Annotated in this window: 22 protein-coding genes; 11 read left to right on the plus strand and 11 right to left on the minus strand. The window is 39.1% G+C overall.

The window, feature by feature from the left end; genetic code table 11:
* Positions 1-65: 65 nt before the first annotated feature.
* On the minus strand, positions 66-638 hold the full coding sequence (locus CYG50_RS16310; protein ID WP_102138256.1) for a TetR/AcrR family transcriptional regulator: 573 nt from the start codon (positions 636-638) through the stop codon (positions 66-68).
* A gap of 303 nt (positions 639-941) precedes the next feature.
* Here CYG50_RS16310 and CYG50_RS16315 point away from each other — a divergent pair, with 303 nt between their 5' ends.
* Positions 942-1,502, plus strand: coding sequence for an NADPH-dependent FMN reductase (locus CYG50_RS16315; protein WP_102138033.1), 561 nt, complete (start codon positions 942-944; stop codon positions 1,500-1,502).
* Between the two features lie 90 nt (positions 1,503-1,592).
* Here the strand turns inward: CYG50_RS16315 and potD are convergent, their stop codons facing one another.
* From potD to potA, 4 genes are all read right to left on the minus strand, one after another.
* Complete coding sequence (gene potD, locus CYG50_RS16320) at positions 1,593-2,642, minus strand: spermidine/putrescine ABC transporter substrate-binding protein PotD (RefSeq protein ID WP_102138034.1); 1,050 nt, start codon at positions 2,640-2,642, stop codon at positions 1,593-1,595.
* 169 nt (positions 2,643-2,811) lie between these two features.
* Positions 2,812-3,597, minus strand: a complete 786-nt coding sequence (gene potC / locus CYG50_RS16325; protein WP_102138035.1) for a spermidine/putrescine ABC transporter permease PotC — start codon at positions 3,595-3,597, stop codon at positions 2,812-2,814.
* Positions 3,594-4,457 (minus strand): spermidine/putrescine ABC transporter permease PotB, encoded by an 864-nt coding sequence (potB, locus tag CYG50_RS16330; protein ID WP_102138036.1) that lies wholly within the window; start codon positions 4,455-4,457, stop codon positions 3,594-3,596. Before potB ends, potC begins: the two co-directional genes overlap by 4 nt.
* Positions 4,444-5,553 (minus strand): spermidine/putrescine ABC transporter ATP-binding protein PotA, encoded by a 1,110-nt coding sequence (gene potA, locus CYG50_RS16335; protein WP_102138037.1) that lies wholly within the window; start codon positions 5,551-5,553, stop codon positions 4,444-4,446. The genes potB and potA overlap by 14 nt, the downstream gene beginning before the upstream one ends.
* Positions 5,554-6,457: 904 nt before the next feature.
* Between potA and CYG50_RS16340 the strand changes: the two genes are divergently transcribed.
* On the plus strand, positions 6,458-8,104 hold the full coding sequence (locus tag CYG50_RS16340; RefSeq protein WP_102138038.1) for a fumarate hydratase: 1,647 nt from the start codon (positions 6,458-6,460) through the stop codon (positions 8,102-8,104).
* Between the two features lie 214 nt (positions 8,105-8,318).
* On the opposite strand, the gene CYG50_RS23545 is transcribed toward CYG50_RS16340, so the two are convergent.
* From CYG50_RS23545 to CYG50_RS16370, 6 genes are all read right to left on the minus strand, one after another.
* Positions 8,319-9,284, minus strand: a complete 966-nt coding sequence (locus tag CYG50_RS23545) for a fimbrial protein (RefSeq protein ID WP_102138039.1) — start codon at positions 9,282-9,284, stop codon at positions 8,319-8,321.
* A 12-nt stretch (positions 9,285-9,296) separates the two neighbouring features.
* Positions 9,297-9,773, minus strand: a complete 477-nt coding sequence (locus CYG50_RS16350; protein WP_229597484.1) for a fimbrial protein — start codon at positions 9,771-9,773, stop codon at positions 9,297-9,299.
* Between the two features lie 85 nt (positions 9,774-9,858).
* Positions 9,859-10,587 (minus strand): fimbrial biogenesis chaperone, encoded by a 729-nt coding sequence (locus CYG50_RS16355; protein WP_102138041.1) that lies wholly within the window; start codon positions 10,585-10,587, stop codon positions 9,859-9,861.
* Between the two features lie 11 nt (positions 10,588-10,598).
* Positions 10,599-13,094 (minus strand): fimbria/pilus outer membrane usher protein, encoded by a 2,496-nt coding sequence (locus tag CYG50_RS16360; RefSeq protein ID WP_102138042.1) that lies wholly within the window; start codon positions 13,092-13,094, stop codon positions 10,599-10,601.
* Positions 13,095-13,165: 71 nt separating this feature from the next.
* Positions 13,166-13,723: a fimbrial protein gene (locus tag CYG50_RS16365; protein WP_102138043.1), complete on the minus strand. Its 558-nt coding sequence runs from the start codon at positions 13,721-13,723 to the stop codon at positions 13,166-13,168.
* Between the two features lie 231 nt (positions 13,724-13,954).
* On the minus strand, positions 13,955-14,191 hold the full coding sequence (locus CYG50_RS16370) for a helix-turn-helix domain-containing protein (protein WP_004907928.1): 237 nt from the start codon (positions 14,189-14,191) through the stop codon (positions 13,955-13,957).
* 1,299 nt (positions 14,192-15,490) lie between these two features.
* Here CYG50_RS16370 and CYG50_RS16375 point away from each other — a divergent pair.
* From CYG50_RS16375 to CYG50_RS16415, 9 genes are all read left to right on the plus strand, one after another.
* Positions 15,491-15,697 carry a nitrilase-related carbon-nitrogen hydrolase gene (locus CYG50_RS16375; protein ID WP_102138044.1) on the plus strand — a complete coding sequence of 69 codons (207 nt, stop codon included), beginning with the start codon at positions 15,491-15,493 and terminating at the stop codon, positions 15,695-15,697.
* A 14-nt stretch (positions 15,698-15,711) separates the two neighbouring features.
* On the plus strand, positions 15,712-15,852 hold the full coding sequence (locus CYG50_RS16380) for a hypothetical protein (protein WP_181489896.1): 141 nt from the start codon (positions 15,712-15,714) through the stop codon (positions 15,850-15,852).
* Between the two features lie 97 nt (positions 15,853-15,949).
* Positions 15,950-16,948 (plus strand): 3-oxoacyl-[acyl-carrier-protein] synthase III C-terminal domain-containing protein, encoded by a 999-nt coding sequence (locus CYG50_RS16385; protein ID WP_102138045.1) that lies wholly within the window; start codon positions 15,950-15,952, stop codon positions 16,946-16,948.
* Positions 16,945-17,952: an NAD-dependent epimerase/dehydratase family protein gene (locus CYG50_RS16390; RefSeq protein ID WP_102138046.1), complete on the plus strand. Its 1,008-nt coding sequence runs from the start codon at positions 16,945-16,947 to the stop codon at positions 17,950-17,952. Before CYG50_RS16385 ends, CYG50_RS16390 begins: the two co-directional genes overlap by 4 nt.
* Positions 17,946-18,749: an MBL fold metallo-hydrolase gene (locus tag CYG50_RS16395; RefSeq protein ID WP_102138047.1), complete on the plus strand. Its 804-nt coding sequence runs from the start codon at positions 17,946-17,948 to the stop codon at positions 18,747-18,749. The genes CYG50_RS16390 and CYG50_RS16395 overlap by 7 nt, the downstream gene beginning before the upstream one ends.
* Positions 18,743-20,023, plus strand: a complete 1,281-nt coding sequence (locus tag CYG50_RS16400) for a F390 synthetase-related protein (RefSeq protein ID WP_181490176.1) — start codon at positions 18,743-18,745, stop codon at positions 20,021-20,023. The genes CYG50_RS16395 and CYG50_RS16400 overlap by 7 nt, the downstream gene beginning before the upstream one ends.
* Positions 20,020-20,634, plus strand: a complete 615-nt coding sequence (locus CYG50_RS16405) for a phosphatase PAP2 family protein (protein ID WP_102138049.1) — start codon at positions 20,020-20,022, stop codon at positions 20,632-20,634. Before CYG50_RS16400 ends, CYG50_RS16405 begins: the two co-directional genes overlap by 4 nt.
* Entirely contained in the window at positions 20,627-21,751 is a 1,125-nt protein-coding gene (locus CYG50_RS16410) for a sterol desaturase family protein (RefSeq protein ID WP_102138050.1), read from the plus strand. The genes CYG50_RS16405 and CYG50_RS16410 overlap by 8 nt, the downstream gene beginning before the upstream one ends.
* Positions 21,741-22,844: a fatty acid desaturase family protein gene (locus tag CYG50_RS16415; protein WP_102138051.1), complete on the plus strand. Its 1,104-nt coding sequence runs from the start codon at positions 21,741-21,743 to the stop codon at positions 22,842-22,844. Before CYG50_RS16410 ends, CYG50_RS16415 begins: the two co-directional genes overlap by 11 nt.
* The last annotated feature ends 30 nt before the right edge of the window (positions 22,845-22,874 follow it).

Raw genomic sequence — 22,874 nt, forward strand, 5'->3', positions numbered from 1 at the left:
CTTATTTTATGAATAAAATTGCACTACCGTTATTATTGCTATTTTTACTTATGCGTTATTTTTACTTATGGAATTTGTTCAAATGATATTGTCGTTAACCGACTCACAATCGCATCACGCTCTTGCTGTGATAACGTTTCTCCCTCAGTCAATGACGAAAGCCACAACCCATCAGCCGCATAACGCACTAACGCGCCTAAATAACTGTTATCGAACTCATCCCCCTTTTCCAAATGGTTAATTACCCAATCTCGCCAGCACTGACGTAACACTGGCTCGGTTGGCATGGCTAAGGACAATAACGCGAGCTGAAAACTTTCATCAGATTCTTTTAATTCGCCAATATAGTGCAAATAAGCACGAGAAAAACGCCCGTAGGGATTTGGGTCATTATCCATAATGGTATGTATTCGCTCATCCATAATCCCCAACAATTGCAAAAACAGCGCATGAATAAGCTCTTGCTTCGTTGGGAAGTGATGCATCAACCCACCTTTGCTAACACCCGCTTCCCTTGCCACCGCATTAAGTGAGAGTGAAGAGATCCCTTCTCTGCCAGCAATAATGCGAGCAGCTTTCAATAGCTCCACTTGAAGCTTAATAGGATCTTTTTTTCTATGCTGAGCAGACTTATTCATGCGATGAATGATACCGACCAGTCGGTATGTTTCATTTTGACTAAAATCAAGTAACCCTGATTTGTTCATGGGTAAATCTAAATAGTGTAAGAGGACTCACAATATCGAATTATGATAAGTTGCAACTCCATAATTAATTTAAAAATATCAAATATTTTTGATGTTTAGTTATCTATATTAATTTCACTTAGTTTTGCACATCCTCAGATTATGATGTTTAATAGTGAGAGTGAAACAATGCTCTATTCAATAAATAGTGGTTTGCAGTATCCCTAATTAACTCCCCGTGAAAGAGGTTTTATCATGTCAAATCAATACAATATTGGTGTCATTGTGGGTAGTTTGCGCGCTGATTCATATAATTTAGTTGTCGCTAAGGCCATGACTAAATTATTCCCCACAAATTTCACGTTTAAATTTATCAATATTGGTGAACTCCCTCTCTATAACCAAGATGCAGACCAAAATGTGCCTCCTGTTGTGGCTAATTTCAAATCTCAAATTAAAGCCTGTGATGGCATTATTTTCGCCACCCCAGAATATAACCGCTCGGTACCTGGTGTATTGAAAAATGCAATAGACCAAGGCTCTCGCCCATGGGGAGATAACTCGTGGAATGCCATTCCAGCAGGTGTTCTTGGTGTTTCTATTGGCAATATCAGTACGGCAATTGCCCAACAGCACTTACGCAATAGCCTGACATTTTTAAACATGCCAACCATGAACCAGCCTGAATGTTTCCTAAAATGGTATGACGGTATGGTGGATGAGCAAGGCAATATTTCCCCAAAAAGCAAAGATTTCTTACAGCCGTGGGCCGATACCTTTGCCAAATTTGTTGCCCATAATGCAGTGAGTAAATAAGTCGCTGAGCAATAATGACGCGTATAAAAAAGGGCACTTCATTCTCAATCAGTGCCCTTTCTAGGAAACGTAAACGTAATGCTCAAGTCATTAACGCCCGGCTTTTAGCTTCTGAAAATACTCTTCGTACAAAATATTCGTGTTCCCAACATCGCTTTGCCATTCGCCTTTTTGGAGAACTTCTTCACTTGGGTAAAGTGATGGGTCGTTAGCAATTTCAGCCGGCAATAATTTTTTAGCTTCTAAGTTTGGAGTTGGGTAGCCAATAGATTCAGCTACTTGAGCCGCAATTTCTGGACGCAATAAGAAATTAATTAACTTATGGGCCCCTTCCACATTTTTGGCATTAGCAGGAATGGCTAAGCTGTCCATCCAGAAAATTCCGCCTTCTTTAGGCCACACCACTTCAATCGGCAAGCCAGCTTGCCTTGCAACGAATGCGGAGCCATTCCATAACATACCGACATCCACTTCCCCTTCAATAAAAGGTGTCGCTGGGTTGTCAGAGTTAAAGGCCAAAATATTTGGGCGTAATTTTTGTAGTTCTTTATACGCCTCTTCAATTTGTTTCGGGTCAGTGGTATTGCCTGAATAACCTAATTTATTGAGGGCCACTTGGAAAACTTCCCGTGCGTCATCCATCATCAGCAGGCTATTTTTATATTCAGGTTTCCAGAAATCAGCCCATGAAGTAACAGATTGTGGGTCAATCGCTTCACCATTAATACCAATCCCTGTCGCCCCCCAAATATAAGGCACTGAATAATCATTATTCGGGTCAAATTCTTTATGAATTAAATTTGGGTCAAGGTTTTTAAAATTGGTTAATTTACTTTGATCAATCTTTTGTAGCATCCCTTCTTTACTCATTTTGGCAATAAAGTAAGTAGAAGGCACCACCAAATCATAAGCACCGTCTTTATAGGTCTTTAGCTTGGTATACATGCTTTCGTTTGATTCATAGGTGGAGTAAATCACCTTGATGCCAGTTTCTTTGGTAAATTGCTCTAATAAACCGGGGGGAACATATTCTGTCCAGTTATAGAAATACAGTACGTCTTTGTTATCGTCAGCGGCAGTCGCCGTGCCAATACTTGCAGCCATTAAACCCGCTGCCAGTAGATAGGACCATTTTTTCATTACTGAGATTCCCTCAACAAAGTGTTTTTTATCCCTTAATGCACCAAGCAGCCGCTTGAATGATTTCGGGGTTATATCTAATAGGCTCAGTTGGAGCCCACCCTCTCGCCGAATGGCACTGAAAAAAGATGTTGCCCGATAAAAATGGGCAGCACCGTCGTTTAACGTATTACTTAGTTTTTTTTGAGTATTTATCCCGCATCACCCACTGGCTTAAACACACCAGTAAGAGGGACATAATCAACAGCACCGTTGCCAATGCGTTAACTTCTGGGGAAACCCCAACTTTTACCATGGAATATATTTTCAATGGCAAAATTTCATAACTTGGCCCCGTGACAAATGAGGAAACCACCACATCATCCATCGACAAGGTAAAACTGAGTAGCCAGCCGGCAACAACCGCAGGTAATGCCAAAGGTAAAATAATTTTACGCAAAATGGTAAATTCACCCGCTCCAAGGTCGCGCGCTGCTTCTAACATCTTCACATCAAAATCTTTCAGCCTTGCATAGACCGTCACCACGACAAACGGCAGGCAAAAGGTAATGTGCGAAAATAATAACGACCAAAAACCGAGCGAAACCCCAAGGATCATAAATAGAACCAATAACGAAATCGCCATAACGATATCCGGGGACATCATGACCACAAATAACATGCCACCGACGAAAGGTTTTCCTCTAAAACGATAGCGAAATAATGCGACGGCAGTGAGTGTGCCAATGGCTGTCGCGAAAGTCGCTGACAAAACCGCCATAGTTAATGAATGCCCCGCAGCTTCTAATAGGCTATCGTTATTACTCAGTAATTCATACCATTTAGTTGAAAACCCTTGCCACTGAATACCAAAACGTGACTCATTAAAGGAATTAACAATCAAAATAATGATTGGAATATAAAGATAAGCGTAGATGATGGCCATAAAGCCACCACGGAGAGTACGTCCGATCATTCTTCATATGCCTTTTTATTCAGAAGCTTAGCTGCTCGGTAATAGACATACAGCAATAACCCCATCATCGCTGTGAGGAAAATGCTGGTTGCGGCCCCGAATGGCCAATCACGAATATTTAAGAACTGGCTCTTAATCACGTTACCGATCAGTAGATTTTTCGCACCGCCCATTAAATCCGCTACATAAAACAGCCCCATTGCGGGTAATAAAACCAGCAAACAGCCTGCAATAATTCCTGGCATCGTTAACGGAATGATGATTTTCACAAACCGCTGAAATTTATTCGCACCGAGGTCTTTTGCAGCCTCTATATATGACTTATCCAATTTTTCAATACTTGAATACAGCGGCATCACCATAAATGGCAGCAATATATAGATAAGGCCTAATATGACGGCCTCCGGTGTATACATAATTTTCAACGGTTTATCGATAACACCAACCCACAGTAAAAAGTCATTTAAGTACCCTTTGGTACTGAGAAAAACTTTTAACCCGTAGATACGGATCAATGAATTGGTCCAAAATGGCACAATTAACAGAAACAGCATCAAAGGTTGTACCCGTTTAGGTAACCTTGCCAATATAAAGGCAAATGGATAGCCAATTACTAAACAGAAAAAAGTTGCGATCACCGCCATGTTGAGTGAGTGCAACATCACTTCTGCATACATCGGGTCAGACAAGCGAATGTAGTTATCCCACGTAAAAACTAAGTCAACTAAGTTGGTGTCGCTACGCGTCAAAAAGCTGGTGCCGATAATCATAATATTAGGCAAAAAGACGAATAGCAGCAGCCAGGCGACTACCCCGGTGATAATAACGTTCTGCAAAATTTTATGTTTACGAATGATCATCCAGAACTACCTCCCAGCTTTCAACCCAAGTCACAGCAACTTTTTGGTTAAGGGAGTGGTCGACATCGGGGTCATCTTCATTGAAGAATTCGCTCACCATGACAATTTTGCCATCTTCCATTTCAACCACTGAGTCTAACGTCATGCCTTTATAGTTACGTTCACGAACGTAGCCAATCAGCCCTGGATGGTTATCTGCATCATTTACTTCTTCAACGCGCAAGTCTTCAGGACGTAATAACACACTAACGTGTTGCCCTTCGTTGACAGAGAGCTCAGTGAAAATATCACATTCATGACCTTCAACATTGGCACGAATACGTTTATCATCAATGCGATACAATACTTTCGCATCAAAAATATTAATTTCACCAATGAATTGAGCAACAAATAGGTTTTTCGGTTCCTCATAGATTTCACGAGGTGTGCCGTCTTGCTCAATTCGCCCTTCACGCATCACAATGATCCGATCAGACATGGCTAAGGCTTCTTCTTGATCGTGAGTCACAAAAATAAACGTGATCCCCAGTTTTCGTTGAAGGGCTTTTAGCTCATTTTGCATTTGTTTGCGCAGTTTATAATCAAGCGCAGACAATGATTCATCCAGCAGTAGGACTTTCGGGCGATTCACTACCGCACGGGCTATCGCCACACGCTGTTGTTGGCCACCAGACAGTTGGTTGGGTCTACGCTCAGCAAAATCTTCTAGCTGCACCATACGTAAGGCTTGGTCGACACGCTTTTGAATTTCAGCCGCAGGCGTTTTTTGCATGCGTAGGCCAAAAGCAACGTTATCGAAAACCGTCATATGAGGAAATAAAGCGTAGCTCTGGAACACAGTGTTCACAAAACGCTGTTCTGCAGGAATATCTGTAATATCTTGACCATCAAGAATAATTTGACCGTCATCGGCATCTTCTAACCCAGCAATAAGACGTAAAACCGTCGTTTTGCCGCAACCAGAAGGCCCAAGAATGGTCAAAAACTCACCGTTCTGAATGGTTAAGTCAAGCTCAGAAATAATTTGTTTGCCATCAAAACCTTTACTTAAAGATTTTAATTCAATGAGTGGTGTCAGAGAGGTTGTCTCAGTCATTTATTTATACACTCTATCCCTAGGAATAATGCAGATAGAACCGCCACCGTTAAAGACTGTATAAGCTTGTCGGAGGTTTACTCTGTCGACTTAACGTGACATAAGCAAATTATTTTCCCCAGCAAAGCCCAAAACCAGTAGCGCCATTTAAACTTCATAAGGCATGCATGATAAACACTGTTTTTGTAAATTGAAAGCCATTTTCACAACTTCGTTTGCCTTTCATTATGAATTCTCAATAAATAAAACAGATTTTTGAGAAAAATAAGCAACATAGCGATATATAGAATTAATCCGCCTATATCTATAGATTTACATGATGCATTAGAGGGTGAAACTTAAGTCAAATACACTAAAATTCATAGGGTTATTACAATTCACAATAAAAATAATAATTATAAAATTAATAGTTTTTATTATTTTAAATTTTTTAATTAATGTATTCAGTGATATAAATCTTACTATTAGATGCACAAGAAAAATACAATAAAAACCGTATAACAAAATTATCAAGTTATGATGGTAATTATATTCAATAGGTATATATCGTGATTACACATGAAAAAATCAAATAACCGGTAACATCTATAACAAATAATTAAAGTTGCAGTTAATAATATTATTATGTGATTTAAATCTAATTTTCATTAATCCTTATCTTTTATCTCAATAAATTTAACCAACATCATATTATCCCCTGCATCCCTTTGAATATAATAATCAAATTAGTATAATCCCAAGCTGAACTGTAACTTTTAGTGATTTATTTTGTGATTTTTGTTTCATTATTGCACCTATAAATTTTACTTTGTATCTTTCGCGTTAAACCAATTAAAGAATAAACATAAGCCTGCGGGTGACTATTTTTGGAAATTCCACTGAAATTAATATGTGAGTGAGCAAAATGGCTAATAAAGAGTTTTTTTACCAAGAACCTTATCCATTATCTGAGGATAAAACCGAGTATTTCCAAGTCTCTGATAAATATGTTTCTGTAGAACAATTTGCGGGAAAGCAAATTTTAAAAGTTGAACCTGAAGCATTAACCCTCCTTGCCGAACACGCAATTTATGAATCTCAGTTTTTTTTAAGAGCCGCGCACCAGAAACAAGTCGCTGCTATCTTACATGACCCAGAAGCCAGCGAAAACGACAGATATGTTGCATTGCAGTTACTTCGCAATGCTGAAATTTCGGCAAAAGGTATATTACCAAACTGCCAAGATACGGGCACTGTCGCGGTTGTTGGGAAAAAAGGTCAACAAGTTTGGACAGACTGCGACGACGAAGAGTACCTCTCTCGAGGGATTTATAACGTCTTCCAACACGAAAACCTACGTTTTTCTCAAAATGCCCCGCTAGATATGTTTAATGAAGTCAATACTGGCACAAACCTACCTGCTCAGTTTGACATTTTTGCGACCACTGGCGATGAATATCATTTCCTGTTTGTTAACAAAGGCGGCGGTTCAGCAAATAAATCAGCACTTTACCAAGAAACAAAAGCAACATTAACTCCAGCTAAGTTAAAAAATTTCTTAATTGAAAAAATGCGGAATCTAGGCACAACAGCTTGCCCGCCTTATCATATTGCCTTTGTTATCGGTGGTACTTCTGCAGAAACAACCCTGAAAACCGCCAAACTTGCCTCTGCAAAATACTACGATAATCTGCCAACCACAGGTAATGAGTATGGCCGTGCCTTCCGTGATATAGAGCTAGAAAATGAGTTATTAGAAGCTTCACGTCATCTTGGTTTTGGCGCACAATTTGGTGGTAAATATTTTGCTCACGATGTTCGTGTTGTTCGTTTACCTCGCCACGGTGCCTCTTGCCCAATCGGCTTAGCTATTTCTTGCTCTGCTGATAGAAACATTAAAGCCAAAATAACCAAAAGCGGTTTATGGCTTGAAAAAATGGAGCACAACCCAGCCCAATACATTCCTGAGTCTATGCGTAATCAAGCTGAAGGAAAAGTAGTACATATTGACCTCAACCGCCCAATGAAAGACATTTTGGCTGAGCTGAGTAAACACCCTGTATCAACACGTGTTTCCCTCAGTGGGCCACTTATTATTGCTCGGGATATTGCGCATACGAAATTGAAAGAGCGTTTAGATAGCGGCGAAGAACTGCCTCAATACTTTAAAGATCACATGGTGTATTACGCAGGCCCAGCGAAGAAACCTGAAGATATGGTTTCCGGTTCTTTGGGCCCAACAACCGGTAATCGGATGGATCCTTATGTCGATCTATTCCAGTCCCACGGTGGCAGCATGCTAATGTTGGCGAAAGGTAACCGAACTCAATTGGTGACAGATGCCTGTAAAAAGCATGGTGGGTTCTATTTAGGCAGTATTGGTGGGTCCGCAGCAATACTTGCTCAAGAATATGTGAAAAGCCTAAATTGCCTTGAATATCCAGAACTTGGAATGGAAGCAATTTGGAAAATGGAAGTTGAAGGGTTACCTGCGTTCATTTTGGTTGATGACAAAGGAAATAACTTCTTTGAGCAAGTGCAAAATGAAACTTGCGGCAAATGTGTTAAATAGAGTTAGCCACTCTAGCGCAAAGGAGTGCGCTAACTTTCGTTAGCCGGTATGACGATGTAGCATAGCCATGCTGTTACACAATCATACAGTTACATAATCGCACAGTTATATAATCACACAGTTATATAATAAAAGAGTGGGCCAAAAGCCCACTCTTTTACTATCATTTTATACTATCATTTTAACTATCACTCACATCGATATATTACTGATATCAATAATAGTTAATTCGAACAATGGTTGAGGCGTTAAATCCACCCGTTTTCACCGTCCCCGCCTTTTTAATTGTTGCACTGTAATCACGGGTTACTGAAGTACTTCCTTGCGGTAGGCTACCAAAAAACTGGAAGTAATTGAATTTTATATTATTACTTTTATCGTCCATAATTATTAAGTTGGTGCCATTTTTTAAATCAATCGCATATTCACCATTCAGTGGATCAGTCGTTTCAAAATTGATATTCATAGAGAAATTATCAAGACAACCTCTTTTCACCGCTTGAACTTGAAAATCCTTTTTAAACTCTTTCCCTTGATTCAAGTCTGTAATCATTAGCTGGCCAAAATCAATTTGCTGTGACTCAGGGAAAACTTTAATATCTGCGCCGCACTTTAAGAAACGGATCCCCCGTAATCCAGATATCGAGTAGCGTAAGTTTTTCGCCCCTGGTGTCGTATTGATCCCACCGCTCCCATCAAATTGGAAAACTGTAAATTGATTATCACCCTCATAGTTACCTGATGGCGGTACAGTCCCTGTCACTTTGATATACAGTGTAAATGTCACCGTCACTGTCACGTTTTCGTTGCCACTGATTGGTTTTGTACCTAAACTCACTTTTTGTTTATCTCTCTCAAGCTGTTGGCCTTGATAGTTCGCACCGAGTAGTAAGCCAGTACCTAACTTTTGAGATGTTGGGTTAAAATACATATGAACAACGTCAACCATATTTCCAAGCACGTTGTCGCAAAAAACGGTGACTGTCAGTGGGTCAGATTGCCAAATAATTGTTCCGTCTGGTGTATCTGCCGGAATAGCTAATTGGCCAACAGGTACTGCAGGTTTAATAACCACTCCGGTTCCGGCTTCCACACAATCTAATGCAAAGGTTTTTGGGCTAATAAAAACGAATAGAAATACAATATAAAAACCATATTTTTGAATAAACCTGTGTATCATGATTTATACACCTTATAGGTAAGTAATATTTAAGGTAATTTGCGTTTTAATATTACCCACTGTTAATTCATTTCTGGGTAGATAACTCTCTAGCATGGAATAAATCGTAATTTGCTGGTTATCATCAAAATAGATTGGATAACTACGATATTCGCCATTAGGAACAATATTGCTATCTTTATCCATTAAGCGAATGCCGTAGCCATTTAGAATGGTTTTACCACCAAATAAATTGCGGTCTGTACTTGCAGTTGGCTCTGAAATAAACATGATCCTGACAACTGGATCCCTATCATCGCGATCGCGTTTTGGGAAAATGCAGTCATCAAATTTTAATTTGATTTCATGCTTAGGGCTTCTATCCCCAATTTCATTAAAATAATTCAGAGATATTGGGCCTAATTCAATATTTTGATCTATAGAGTAAAATGAAATTTTACAAGGCAATGCCACTACATTACCTGTAAAATTAAGATCACCTCTCATCATGCTACTATCTGCATAGCTTTGGCTTCCACATAGAGATAGCATGAAAAGACATATTGAAAAGTAGCAATTTCTCATATCTAAAATCCTATTGGCTCTCTTTTGACAGCTGGCAGGTCGACGCAGCGCATTGGTAAGTCAACATTTTCATCCCACCGTAATCATCCATATAGCCGGTATATAATTGATTAAAACCGCTTGTCGGCACGGAGACACTTTCCTTAGAAAGCGGAGCAATCATCACACTTTCAAAACCAGGGAAATTTTTCTGGTTGTTGTTACTAAGGTAACCCAGTGTCACGTAATATTTAGTTGGGTTTTCAATTAATAATTGTCCACCTGTATGCGTATATTTCAGCTCTTTAGCCCATACTTTGTCGCTATTATTTTCGATTTGAGGTGGCCGATAAAACATTTTTAGACGGCTTTGAATCGCAATCTGAACAACATTTTCTTTATCTGCAACAGGGGGAATTTCGCGTACATTTAAATAGAACAGCGATTCTCTATCTTGTGGAAGAGCATCAATTCCCTCTGTTTTAATAATTTTTATTTGGTTTTTAGCATTAGGCTCAACACGTTGCATCGGTGGTAAAACCGTAAAAGGTTCAGAAACCTTATTCCCTTTTTCATCTTCCATCCAAGATTGAGCTAAATAAGGCATTGTTTTACTTTGATTATTAATAACCAGACTTATTGATTTATCTTTGCCTGGAAAAATAATTCGTGTACGGTCAATATTGATCGCAGCAGACGCAACTTGCATGCCGACAAAAACTAATGAAAATCCTAAAGCTACTACATACTTTTTACTCATACATCATTCCTTTATTGGCAAGGGATCAGGACTTTACCCTGATTTTTTTCGGCAATATTAGGTAAATTCAAACTACATTGGTTTGCGCCCGCAGCCCATTTCACTATGTAGCTTTCTTCTGGATCCACACCCGTTAAATACGCAACGCCGCTATCAGCAATAATTCCAACTTCTCTTCCTGTGCTTGATTCAATCACACTGGTGCCAAGCGGTGGATAATTTCCATTATTCAAACGGATAATTGCTAAAATACGTTTTCCTTGATTCGCTTTTATTCTCTGATAACCAATTGACCCCTCAGTCAGGGTTTTACCAATAATGTTGTCATTGACATCTACATCATCAGGTAGTGTATTCATATCAATGTAAACATCTGAATTAGAAAAACTATTTAAGCTTGTCGCTACACCAATCCCAAATCGGTTTGTGACTGATTCGCCATTATCAATCGAAATCCCTGCAACATTGTCACTATCAATCATCACACGAGGCTCGTTGTTAGTCCCGTTGCGGTGCATGGCCGCACCGTATTTCGTTGCTGTCATGGAACCATACCAACTACCACCGACAGCACGATATGAGTTCACATTTTCAGTCGCATTAACATTTAATACGCCATAAGGTGATGAATATTGATAACTACCACTGATATTTGGTTCTGCGCGTCCAAGTTTGTGCTGATCACCACCAACACGCATACTCCAATAGTTGTTATTCTCGTTTGCACTGTAATAACCCACAGATTGACCAAAGCTATGGTCATTGTCTGCATACTGAGCGTCATAACTCACTGAAGCGCCATTTTCGAGTGGCACGGAGAAAGATAGATAAATTTGATTATCATCCGTCTCTTCATATTTAATTTTATTGAGTGATAATGTGCCGGAAATATTTTTAATTTGCCCAATACTAAATAACTTACTAAAACTCATCCCAAAGTTTGTTGTTGATTCACTATTCCAAAATTGGCGATGAGAAGCATTAAAATAGACAGTTAAATCCAGTGGGCTAATGTATTGATTAAAAGACGCGGTATAGACGTTTTTGTCACGTCTAAAATCAAGCACACCGTTAGCTGCATCAATGTATTGAGGCATCGTTAAGAATTCTTTTTCAGAAAATTTATAGCCTGCGAATGTTATCTGTGAATTAGTAGATTCAAAACGTTTAGAATAATTTAAACGATAGCTATTACCTGAATAAGATCCAAAATTATCTAAATTTGCATGGGTGCGAGTGATATCAACAGAGATAGCACCAAACATATTCATGTTTTGCCCTATCCCCAAGTTCATCGCTTGATAATTGTTATTATCTACCGTTGCAATTAACCCACCAAAGATGGATGTATCACCAAATAAACCATAGGAAACTTCTCCTACAATAAACTTAGGATCAATTTTCTGTGAGCGACCAAATGGGTCGGATTGCCCCATGGTAAATTTATAAAGTAGCTGCCCCTGACGCGTTAAAAATGGCAACGATGCCGCTGTCACTTGATAAGTGGTTTTTGAACCATCTTCTTCCTCAATGGTTACATCTAAAGTACCTTGTACCGCTTCAGTGATATCTTGAACATTAAATGGCCCTGGAGCGACTTTAACTTGCTTAATCACACGCCCATTCTGTGAAATAATCACCATCGCATTCGTTTTCGCAATACCGGTAACCTGAGGTGCATAACCGCGTAATGAAGGTGGAAGCATCCTGTTATCACTAAAAATAGACGCCCCTATAAAGCGAAAACTATCAAATAAGTCAGTCTTCAAATAAGACTCACCAAGTAAAACCTTTGCACCCATTTGAGGTAAAGCACGAAAAGCGTATAACTGAGTCCAATCAAACCGCTCATTCGTTTTACCTTGAGAACGATTATATTGATATTGATAGTCAGCACGAAAACGCCAAGCTCCTAAGTTAACACCAGCGGTACCGTTACTACTACCACTGAATGTTTCACTGTTATTTTTAGGCGCTGAGTAATTGACAAACAGGTTATAGTCGAGAAATGCGCCCGTAATCCCATTTTCCCATTGGGAAGGTGGAACCCAATACGGGTCATCATATTCAAGCCAAGCTTGAGGGATAGAAAATAAGATATTCTGATTCGCTTTATCAAAGCGATAGGTAATATCTAAATTTTTAGATAGTTCAACACACTGGCCATTATTATTTTGCAGAAGTTCTTCCTTTACCTTCTTTTTTAATGCAAAAATATTTACCATCTCTGGTGTAATACAGAGTGTTGAAGTATCTTTACTCTCTTCAATGAATTTAATTAAATACTGCCCAAATAACTTTCTACCATTCAATGTAATATCTGTTAAATATTCACCAGCAGGAATAAAATCGGGATTAGAAAACTGACTCAAATCAATATTATCTCTGTCCTTAGCATCAATAATATTCATATTAAATTCCACTGCATTCGCTATTCCCGAAACGGAAAATGCCAAAGCAATTGAAAATAATATTTTATTTATTTTAAACTGAGGCAATAGAGACATGATGTTCCCTGTCAAAAAATAAAAAAAGGAAAATAACAGGCAAATATATGCCTGTTATTTAAAATAAAAAATTACAGGTAGTTTAAAGCGTAAGTTGCTTGAGAAATAATGCTACCAGTTTCAACTTTGCTACCATTTGCTTCAACACGTGCACTGAATGCTAATTTATTTGGACCATCCGCTAATGGCATCTCAACGCTGGTATCACCAACTTTCATTGTTGCGCCATCTGCGTTGATTAAACGAACACCCACACCTTTAGAAGTACCAGTATTTGCCAGCAATTCTTTAGCTGTAGTATCTGGAGTACCAGTGAACGTTACTTTAACTTTGCTAACCGCAGGGAAGATAACTTTGTTGTCAGCATCTGTCACTGCACCTAAATCACAGTTTTCTAACTGGATATTGTATTGAACGCTTTGGCTATATTTGTTACCAGTTTCCAATACTTTATTTGCAACTTGGCCAAGGTCAACGTTGATTGTACCATCACCAGGGATTGAGCAAGGTGCATTAATCACTTTACCAGTAAAGTTGATGATGCCACTTCCTTGATCTACAGGTGCTGCGTGTGCAATACCAAATGAAGAAGCGATAATTGTAGCTAATGCAATTTTAGTTAATTTCATTTATATTTTCCTATAAAAAGACGACAGATGTACCAATCACCTAATAATCAATAAATTATTAAGTTGATATTTATTTACTGAGAGTGTAATGATAAATAAAATACAAGATCTAGGTTTTTACTAGATAAAAGTAAAAACACTACACCTTTATTAATTTAAATTATTAATTAATTTAAAAACATATAACTTTATTAATTTAATCTTGTAACCAGATTATTCTTATTTTTTAAATTAATTATTTTCTTTATTGATAAAAACATCATCGATAAAAAAACAAATCATTTCAGTTTCTAACGCATTAGCAAGCACGTGCAAATTCTCAATATTAATATTACACTCGCCTCTTTCATAGCGGGAAATTTGCTGCTGACTAACGCCAACAAGATTCGCTAATTCAATACCTGAAAGCCCTAAGTGCTTTCTTCTTTTTCTAATCTCTCTGCCTACTATCCGATTTACATTTATCATTAACAATAGCCCAAAATAACCTAAAATATTAAATGGCTAAATTATATTACAGATCAAAATCTTTAACATAATAAACTGCACTGATTATACACCGCTTATATATCCAAATCAAAATAGCAAGAACCAATTAAAACACGAAATTTGAGTTAATTATAGTTTTCAATATATAAAAGTAAAACTGTTTATAACGATCAATATAATAAATTAAAGCCATTGAAACCTATCAATATTTCATTATTTAAGCTTTGATTATCTTATAAGATAAAAATCACATTGTTCATATTAGTTACTATTTTTTATAAAACGAATTACACCATCTCAAGGTGTTGATTTTAAATCAAAAAAAATAATAACCATCACCAATGGTAACATCGGGAAATATGCCGTAAATTTAATTTCCAATAAAATAAAGGCATTTACTGTTGATTTAATATGGTATTCATTGATTAATAAGTATTTTTATGTATTTATTTTTATAAATTAATTTAATTTTTACATTTTTAATGTTTACTTCAAAAAAACAACTGACAATGGTTTTTTTTATTTTTATCATTTATTATGATTAGATTAATAGCAATTTTAACTTACTCACATTAAGGGTTTAGAATATAAAAAACTGAAATACCCTTTAAATTACTACTATTTAATCATGAATAGAGCAAGTTACTCATAATTAAAGTAAAAAAATGTCGATAGCCTTCATTAACACATATTTAGAGTAAAATAAAACAATTTATGACATAAATAACCTTTAAATAACAACAAGTTACATTTATTTCAAATTGTAACAAATCACAAATGTATATTGCAATTTTATAGAGTTAAAATGGAAAATAACAAAAATAAAACATAATAATATTAGCCTGGAGCATTACAAAATGAGTAATACAAGCATTTCACTTCGCAATTTCCCCAATAAATAGTCAAAATGACAAGAAAGACACCTATCATTATTACATTTTGCGCTCATAGCTTAAGTTAGTTTCTTGCCTTTAATGCTAAGAATAAAGGTTACTTACATGGCTAATTCACTAAATAAAGACACTTATTAAGATAAAATCACCCAAGCACCTTTAAGCAAAGTTGATAATATAAGAATATTAAAGCTAAATTAAAGATTTTTTTCGCATAATGTAACTATGAATCATCTTTTTAAGTTAACTTACCCGAAAAAAACACCTGTAACGAGTTAGTTAAACATTATATTCAACAACTTATAATAATAAAATACAAAAATAACTCATTATTTTTTGTTCGAACGACATATTTTTATCTCCTTAACCTAAGGAGATAAAAAGAATGCAAAGATACCCCCTACTTCACGCTGCAACAGTTCAGTTTCGACATCGCCCTAATGATAAGACCTATAACCTAGACCGTATTCATAACTTTATTACCCAAGTCGAACAACAAGACGTGAAAATAGTGGTGTTGCCTGAGATATGTATTACTGGTTATTGGCATGTGCCAAAGTTACCAGATGAGGCTTTTTCATGCCTTAAGTGAAACTTTAAGCTCAAATGACACTCGCTCAACATTGTGAACAAGCCCAATGGTGTATTGATGTGGTATGGCAGACTTCATTGCCTAAATTATGGCAAAACACCATCAATGAATTGATTGATGAAGTTTATAAAACATTTTCAAGAGAGAGCGAATAAGAATAATTCCGTAATTCCTCTCCGTAATTCCTATATATTAAATATTTGAACTCTGATATTTATTGTCATTATCATCGCAAGATAGGCACATATTGATATGTCTGGTAACCAGTCAATAACCCCCCTAAAAATCATTGCTTCTGGAGTTGCACTTCCTGAGCATAAAATTTACTCATCCATGTTGGATGAAAAATTAAATAAACCAAAAGGGTTTGTCGAAAAACATTCAGGTATCGAATACCGCTTCCATGCAACTCATACCGATTCACAAGCAGTATTAGCCGCACTAGCGATTCAAAATGCATTGCATGCGAACCATATCGCACCAAGCAGTATTGATATGCTAATCAATGCTTCAGCTATCCCAGTGCAAGCGCTACCGTGTTCAGCTGCGCATATCCTTGAACAATCGAATTTAAACCAAGGTATTGCCTGCTTTGATGTCAACTCCAGTTGCATCAGCTTCATCACTGCACTTCAGGTCGCGGCTGGGTTATTAGCCACCAGTACTTACCAACGCATCGCAATTGTTTCTGCAGATATCGCCTCGCGCGGTATTGACTGGCAAGATAAAGAATCATCGCTGATTTTTGGTGATGGCGCAGCTTGTGTTGTTGTGGAAAAAGGAGATGGAAATAGCGGAATTATTTCTTACACCCATACCACCTATACTGCAGGGATCGATTTTTGCGAAATTCGCGCAGGTGGCACAAGATGCAACCCGCGCTCAGGTATGACTGACGATGATTTTCTTTTTCATATGCAAGGGAAAAAACTGTTTCGCCTCGCGTCTTCTTTGATTGAAGATTTTATGCAACAGGTTTTCAGTGAATCGGGTTTACAGCTCAAACAAATTGGTACCGTTATTCCACACCAAGCCAGCCACCTTTCTTTAGAACATATGCGCCAACGTGTAGGCGTGACGACTGACCAACTGATTGATATTTACCGTCACCGCGGGAACCAAGTCGCGGCATCGATTCCTTCAGCACTGCACGAAGCGATTATCACAGGCCGTTTCTATGAACAACAAAGTGCGATGCTGATTGGTACTGCCGCCGGTTTAGCGTTGTGCGCCATGGTGTTGGTGCCATGAAGATCTTGGTAACAGGCGCAACAAGTGGCCTGGGACGTAATGCTAGCGAGTACTTACTTCAAAGAGGCATTAATGTCATCGCTTGTGGCCGAAACCTCCAGGCAGGGGAACAGTTAAGCCAATTAGGTGCAACATTTATTGCCTGTGAATTATCTGAACTTACCGTTCAAGAAGCAAAAATACTCATGGTGGGCTGTGATGCAATTTGGCATTGCGCTGCCCTTTCCTCGCCTTGGGGAAAACGCCAAGATTTTGAGAAAACAAACGTTCATGCAACTCAAATATTGGCTACCGCTGCGGGGGAAGCCAAAGTTTCACGCTTTATCCATATTTCCACCCCTGCCATCTATTTTAATTTCACCCACCAGCAAAATATTCCTGAGTCTACGGTTAATAAACATTTCGCTAACCAATACGCTAGAACAAAATATTTAGCCGAGACTATGATAGAACAGTGTGTTAGGCAGTTTCCAACAACGCGTTACACTATTTTGCGCCCTCGAGGCTTATTTGGCCCTCATGATCGCGTTTTGCTACCGCGTTTGCTTGCCCAAATAAAATCACGAAAAGGAAAGTTGGTCTTACCTAATGGGGGAAATAACCATTTTGACCTCACCTATGTGGGAAATGTGGTTCACAGCATGCAGCTGGCGACGTTCAAAGAAACACTCCCCAGTGGCGCCATTTATAATATTACGAACCAACAGCCTCAAGCACTTAAACAAACATTAAATCAGCTATTTAGTGAACTTAACTTAGATTGTGAAATTCGTTCAGCCCCTTACCCTTTACTGTATGCTATTGCCTGTCTATTAGAGACCATTGGCTATTTAACGGGAAAAGAGCCATTACTGACACGCTATAGCCTTGGAGCTGCCTATTTCACCATGACATTAGATAACCAAAAAGCCCAACAAGAGCTGGGTTACTATCCTTTATATAGCATGCAACAAGGCGTTCATTTAACTGCGAAATGGCTGAAACAACAGGAGAACCCATGCTAACTATTCATCAATATGAGGTGGGTTATTGCACACATCCAGGCTGTGTCGCATTAAAAGGTGCTAGTTTTAAATCCTGTAAATTCCCAGCAAGAGCATGGCTGATTGAAGATGAACACCAACGTTGGCTGTTTGATACCGGTTATGCCACCCATTTTTATGATCATACGCGCCATGGCATTATGCGGCTATACCGAACAGTTACCCCTGTGTATTTCGACAGCAAAGACGCCCTTGTCAATCAATTGGCTAGTGATGGCCTAAAACCTAATGATATCAATGGTGTGATTTTGTCCCATTTTCATGGCGACCATATCGCAGGGCTACGTGACTTCCCCATCATACCCATTATTTGTTCAGGGGATGGTTGGGCTAAAACTCGCCCTTTAACTGGGTTTGCTGCATTGAAAAATGCCTTTGTCAGTGGTCTATTACCTGACGACTTCGAACAACGTACTGTATTTTATGAAGGTTTCCCCAAGGTCGCGTTACCCAATGAATTGCAAGTTTTAGGCGAAGGCTATGCCGTCAATCAGCAGAAAACGTTACTCATTGTCCCTCTCCCTGGGCATGCTGCAGGACATATTGGTTTGTGTGTACTAACTAACTCAGGCTGGATATTGCTCGCAGGCGATGCGGCTTGGTCTCCCACTAATTATCGTGAATTACGCGGCCCTATGGCAATTGCCAATATCATCATGGATGATAAGCAAGCTTATTATGAAACACTAAATAAATTGCATGAGATTGATAAACGCAATGTGGTTATCCAACTGTGCCATGAAGGGGATTTATTGTGATCCTCTCGATGCTCTGGCATTACTGGCGCGCACGCCGTTTAAAATTTAAAACTCGGGATGAACTAGAAGCCCATCAACAACGACATTTGGCACAATTCAAGCGCAACGTATTAACCAAAAGCCCCTATTTTCAGCCTTATATTCATCAAGAGTTACATGATTTCCCCATTATGAATAAGCAAATCATGATGGATAATTTTGATGAAATGAATACCGCCGGGCTTTCTAGTCAAAAACTTCTAGAATGTGCGCAAAAAAGTGAGCAATCTCGGGATTTTGCCCCTAAAGTGGGGCGCTACAGTGTCGGGTTATCCTCTGGAACTTCAGGCCGTCGAGGTCTGTTCGTTGTTAGCCCAGAAGAACAAAATGTCTGGTCTGGCAGTATGTTAGCTAAAATGTTACCTAAAGGCTTGTTTAGTGGTGAACGCGTTGCACTGTTTTTACGTGCCAATAATAACCTGTATGAAAGTGTCAATAACCGTTGGATTTCACTACGTTTTTATGACCTTTTTGCAGATTTTGACCTACAACTCGCTGCGCTTGAACAATATCAACCTTCCATCATCGTTGCGCCAGCCCAAGTGTTATGCGCGATTGCTGATGCCATCAGCCAACAAAAAATTCAATTAAATACACAAAAAGTGATTTCTGTCGCTGAGGTATTAGAGCCTCATGACAAACAAAAATTACAAGGGTGCTTCCCCAATGTCGGGGAAGTCTACCAAGCAACGGAAGGGTTTTTAGGCTGTACTTGTTCCCATGGTACTTTGCACTTAAATGAAGCGTTTGTGCATATTGAGCCTAATTGGCTTGATAATGACCGTTTTTCGCCGATTATCACGGATTTCACCCGTAAAACACAGCCTATTGTTCGCTATCAACTGGATGATGTGTTAGTGGTGAAAAAAAATGCCTGCCCCTGTGGCTCTCCTGAAATGGCGATTGAACGCATTGAGGGCCGCTGTGATGACTTGCTGCAACTTCCAGGCTATAACGGCAAAATTGTGACGATTTTCGCTGATCCCTGTGCTCGGGTTATTGTGAATCACTTACCTGTTACTGCCGATTTCCGCTTAACACAGCAAGGAAACTCATTATATTTACAGGCTGAATGTTCTCCTACGGAGCTGTCCCATTGCCAACAACAACTGGTAAGCTATTTTGCAAACCAACACGTTGATATTACTCAATTAGATTGGCAATTATCATCAGCTGCTATTATGCAAACACTCTCGGTTAAAAAGCGACGCATAACCCGTAAGGAAGCGAAATGAGTAGCAAAGAATTATTCACTCGCTTTATTTATTGCCTGCTCGGCTGGGGAACCGTTGGTATTGTTTATCAATATACCGGGCAAATAACGGGGCAGGCTCATATTTTGTCCCCCAGTGAGATTGATAATGCCGTGCCATTTTCACCCGACGCCATCTGGCTTTATCTCTCATTTTTCCTGTTTATCCCACTTGGGTATTTTCTCAGCCCTCTAAGAAAGGCTCGCTCACTCATGTATGCCATGCAGCTCTGTGCGCTGGTTTCTGGGGCGGTCTATCTGTGGTATCCCACGACCATGCTGTACCACGATTACGACTTTTCAACCTTATCTGGGCGGGTTTTGTCTGCATTGATTGATATTGATAGCCCACAAAATTTACTCCCTTCTCTACATGTCTCATTGACTCTCGTCGTACTGAATGCATTATGGTCAACACAACAAAAATTTCGCACGGTTCTCGCCGTGATTTGGGCCATTGCTATTTGTGTCTCTGTATTGGTGTTAAAACGCCATTTATTTATTGATGTTGTCACTGGCGCACTCACCGCTTGTGGAGCATTAGTGATTGTTCACACTGCGAAGTTTGTCTTAAAGAGAAACACTAATGAATGAATTAACCTTTCCGATTGTTTTCATGTTAGCGGTCGTAGTCGCAGAAGGTTTAGTGATCGCTAAAACACAAAAAGGCACCGTTAGCTGGCAAGAATTGGTATTCAACCTCAATTCCGGCCATATCATGTTATGGTTATTCAGAGGGTTAGAGATTTTCTGTTACGGCTTTGTCGTGACCCACTACTCATTCAACCTCGTTGAAAACTGGCCAACCGCACTGGTGTGGGTGTTTGCGATTTTGGCTTGGGACTTTGGTTTTTACTGGCTACACCGTTTGCACCATACCTACCGTGTTTTATGGGCCGTTCATGTGGTACATCACCAAGGGGAACACTATAATCTATCATTAGGTGTGCGTAATTCTTGGTACTCATCACTGACATCAATCCCATTCTTTATGTTACTGGCGCTAATGGGGATCCCCTTAGAGGTGTTTATCACCGTTTCAATATTGCACTATACCATTCAGTTTTTTAACCACAGTGCGCTGATCCCTCGTTTGGGTTGGTTAGAGAAATTCATGGTAACGCCACAACACCACCGAGTTCATCATGTCAAGGAAGGGCATTATTCCAACCGTAATTTTGGTGGCAGTTTTATTTTTTGGGACAAACTGTTTGGTACATTTTCCAAATTGCCTGAAACTGAGCACCATTTTGGTATCAAAGGGGCTCCCGCATCTGAAAACCCGTTTATTGATAGTAATTTACCTTTTTGGCGTATCATTAAACGCCGCAGTCAGCCCAAGGCAAAACCCGCGCCATTATTTCGTGTAAACCAAATCGCATTAGTAATGGGAACGCTCCTCCTATTTAGCCTAGTTATTGGTTATGTCTATATTTATGGCTATGGTTACCAAGGGACGACTCAACAACAAGTAATTTTATTTATCTTATTAGCCTTAGGTACCGTGGCACTATCCGGTATTTCAGATGGCCGTAAAATTGGCCTGTTGAGCTGGTTTTTCATCGCTTGCTTGCTATTAATTTGCATTTTATTTATTTGGCAATGGACAACCCCATTTTGGGTTATTTTTACCAGTGCTCTGTGGTTGCATAGTTTATTAATGTTAATCGGTATAGGCCGAAAACCCATACAGGTGAGTGATGTCTTCTGAGCCGCTAAGGCCGTTAGGCTACCAACATCGCCATGACCAAGCGTTCCAAAAAGCATTGAACATGGCGGCCAAACACTATTTACAACAGCGGGCTGATCACCGATTCGCTGACACACGTTTTTATTTAAAAAGTCTGGTTTTAATCTTGTGCTGCTTAGGCAGCTACGGCATAGCGTTATGTGTTAATGTGTCTTGGGCGTTTTTTATTTTTTACCCTCTATTTATTTGCTTCGCATTGTTATTGGCGATTAATTTAGTTCACGATGCTTCCCATAATGCGATTTTTAAACAGGCCAAAGCCAATTATTGGCTCAATTTTTGGGTCACTATTCCGTTGGGTTTAGACCCTGAATGTTGGCGAGTCAGGCATATTATTTTTCACCATGCGCACACCAATATTCGCCATTATGATTTAGATATCGAAGAAAATTTCGTCTTACGCCAAACCCCTTATCAGCGCTGGTACCCGTTTATGCGAGCTCAGCATCTGTATTGGCCATTAATTGCCGCAATGACTTTCCCTGCACTGATTTGGTTCTTTGATTGGATGGACAGATTTCATTTGACGCGCGTCGCCCCTCATATGCGCCATCAAGGCCGTCGTGGTATTGGGGCATTTTTATTGGCTAAGTTACTGCATTTGATTGTTGCAATAGTCATACCTGCGTTTGTTATTACTGATATCAGTTTAGGGACCTTGCTGCTCACTTACTTATTTAGCCAAATGTTTGCCTCTCTCATATTTGTTGTATTGATACTTGGCACCCATTGGGCGAAAGCAACTTTTTATACGCCTCCCAAAGAAGGCAATATGCCACATGGTTTTTATACTCACACGTTTTCAACCACTTATGATTGGCAAACCACGCCTCGTTGGCTAACCTATTGGTTAGGCGGGTTAAACTTACATCTTACACACCATTTATTTCCCAATTGGAACCACCGCCATTACCCTGCCCTTGCTAAGATTATTGAGCAAACCGCCAAACAGTTTTCGATGGATTATCATTGTATTAGCGCAAAAGAATTGTTTGTTTACCAACAGCAGTTTTTAAAAGAGATGGGAACGGGCAAGAAAGCGGATGAGCACTGAGCCAAAAACCCAGTGCTTAGTTCACTACAT

Source organism: Providencia huaxiensis (genome assembly GCF_002843235.3).
Taxonomy (GTDB): domain Bacteria; phylum Pseudomonadota; class Gammaproteobacteria; order Enterobacterales; family Enterobacteriaceae; genus Providencia; species Providencia huaxiensis.

Coding starts and splice junctions, on each gene's coding strand:
- CYG50_RS16310 (WP_102138256.1), bottom strand. CDS start 638: ATGAATAAGTCTGCTCAGCATAGAAAAAAAGATCCTATTAAGCTTCAA.
- CYG50_RS16315 (WP_102138033.1), top strand. CDS start 942: ATGTCAAATCAATACAATATTGGTGTCATTGTGGGTAGTTTGCGCGCT.
- potD (WP_102138034.1), bottom strand. CDS start 2,642: ATGAAAAAATGGTCCTATCTACTGGCAGCGGGTTTAATGGCTGCAAGT.
- potC (WP_102138035.1), bottom strand. CDS start 3,597: ATGATCGGACGTACTCTCCGTGGTGGCTTTATGGCCATCATCTACGCT.
- potB (WP_102138036.1), bottom strand. CDS start 4,457: ATGATCATTCGTAAACATAAAATTTTGCAGAACGTTATTATCACCGGG.
- potA (WP_102138037.1), bottom strand. CDS start 5,553: ATGACTGAGACAACCTCTCTGACACCACTCATTGAATTAAAATCTTTA.
- CYG50_RS16340 (WP_102138038.1), top strand. CDS start 6,458: ATGGCTAATAAAGAGTTTTTTTACCAAGAACCTTATCCATTATCTGAG.
- CYG50_RS23545 (WP_102138039.1), bottom strand. CDS start 9,284: ATGATACACAGGTTTATTCAAAAATATGGTTTTTATATTGTATTTCTA.
- CYG50_RS16350 (WP_229597484.1), bottom strand. CDS start 9,773: ATGATGAGAGGTGATCTTAATTTTACAGGTAATGTAGTGGCATTGCCT.
- CYG50_RS16355 (WP_102138041.1), bottom strand. CDS start 10,587: ATGAGTAAAAAGTATGTAGTAGCTTTAGGATTTTCATTAGTTTTTGTC.
- CYG50_RS16360 (WP_102138042.1), bottom strand. CDS start 13,094: ATGTCTCTATTGCCTCAGTTTAAAATAAATAAAATATTATTTTCAATT.
- CYG50_RS16365 (WP_102138043.1), bottom strand. CDS start 13,723: ATGAAATTAACTAAAATTGCATTAGCTACAATTATCGCTTCTTCATTT.
- CYG50_RS16370 (WP_004907928.1), bottom strand. CDS start 14,191: ATGATAAATGTAAATCGGATAGTAGGCAGAGAGATTAGAAAAAGAAGA.
- CYG50_RS16375 (WP_102138044.1), top strand. CDS start 15,491: ATGCAAAGATACCCCCTACTTCACGCTGCAACAGTTCAGTTTCGACAT.
- CYG50_RS16380 (WP_181489896.1), top strand. CDS start 15,712: ATGACACTCGCTCAACATTGTGAACAAGCCCAATGGTGTATTGATGTG.
- CYG50_RS16385 (WP_102138045.1), top strand. CDS start 15,950: ATGTCTGGTAACCAGTCAATAACCCCCCTAAAAATCATTGCTTCTGGA.
- CYG50_RS16390 (WP_102138046.1), top strand. CDS start 16,945: ATGAAGATCTTGGTAACAGGCGCAACAAGTGGCCTGGGACGTAATGCT.
- CYG50_RS16395 (WP_102138047.1), top strand. CDS start 17,946: ATGCTAACTATTCATCAATATGAGGTGGGTTATTGCACACATCCAGGC.
- CYG50_RS16405 (WP_102138049.1), top strand. CDS start 20,020: ATGAGTAGCAAAGAATTATTCACTCGCTTTATTTATTGCCTGCTCGGC.
- CYG50_RS16410 (WP_102138050.1), top strand. CDS start 20,627: ATGAATGAATTAACCTTTCCGATTGTTTTCATGTTAGCGGTCGTAGTC.
- CYG50_RS16415 (WP_102138051.1), top strand. CDS start 21,741: ATGTCTTCTGAGCCGCTAAGGCCGTTAGGCTACCAACATCGCCATGAC.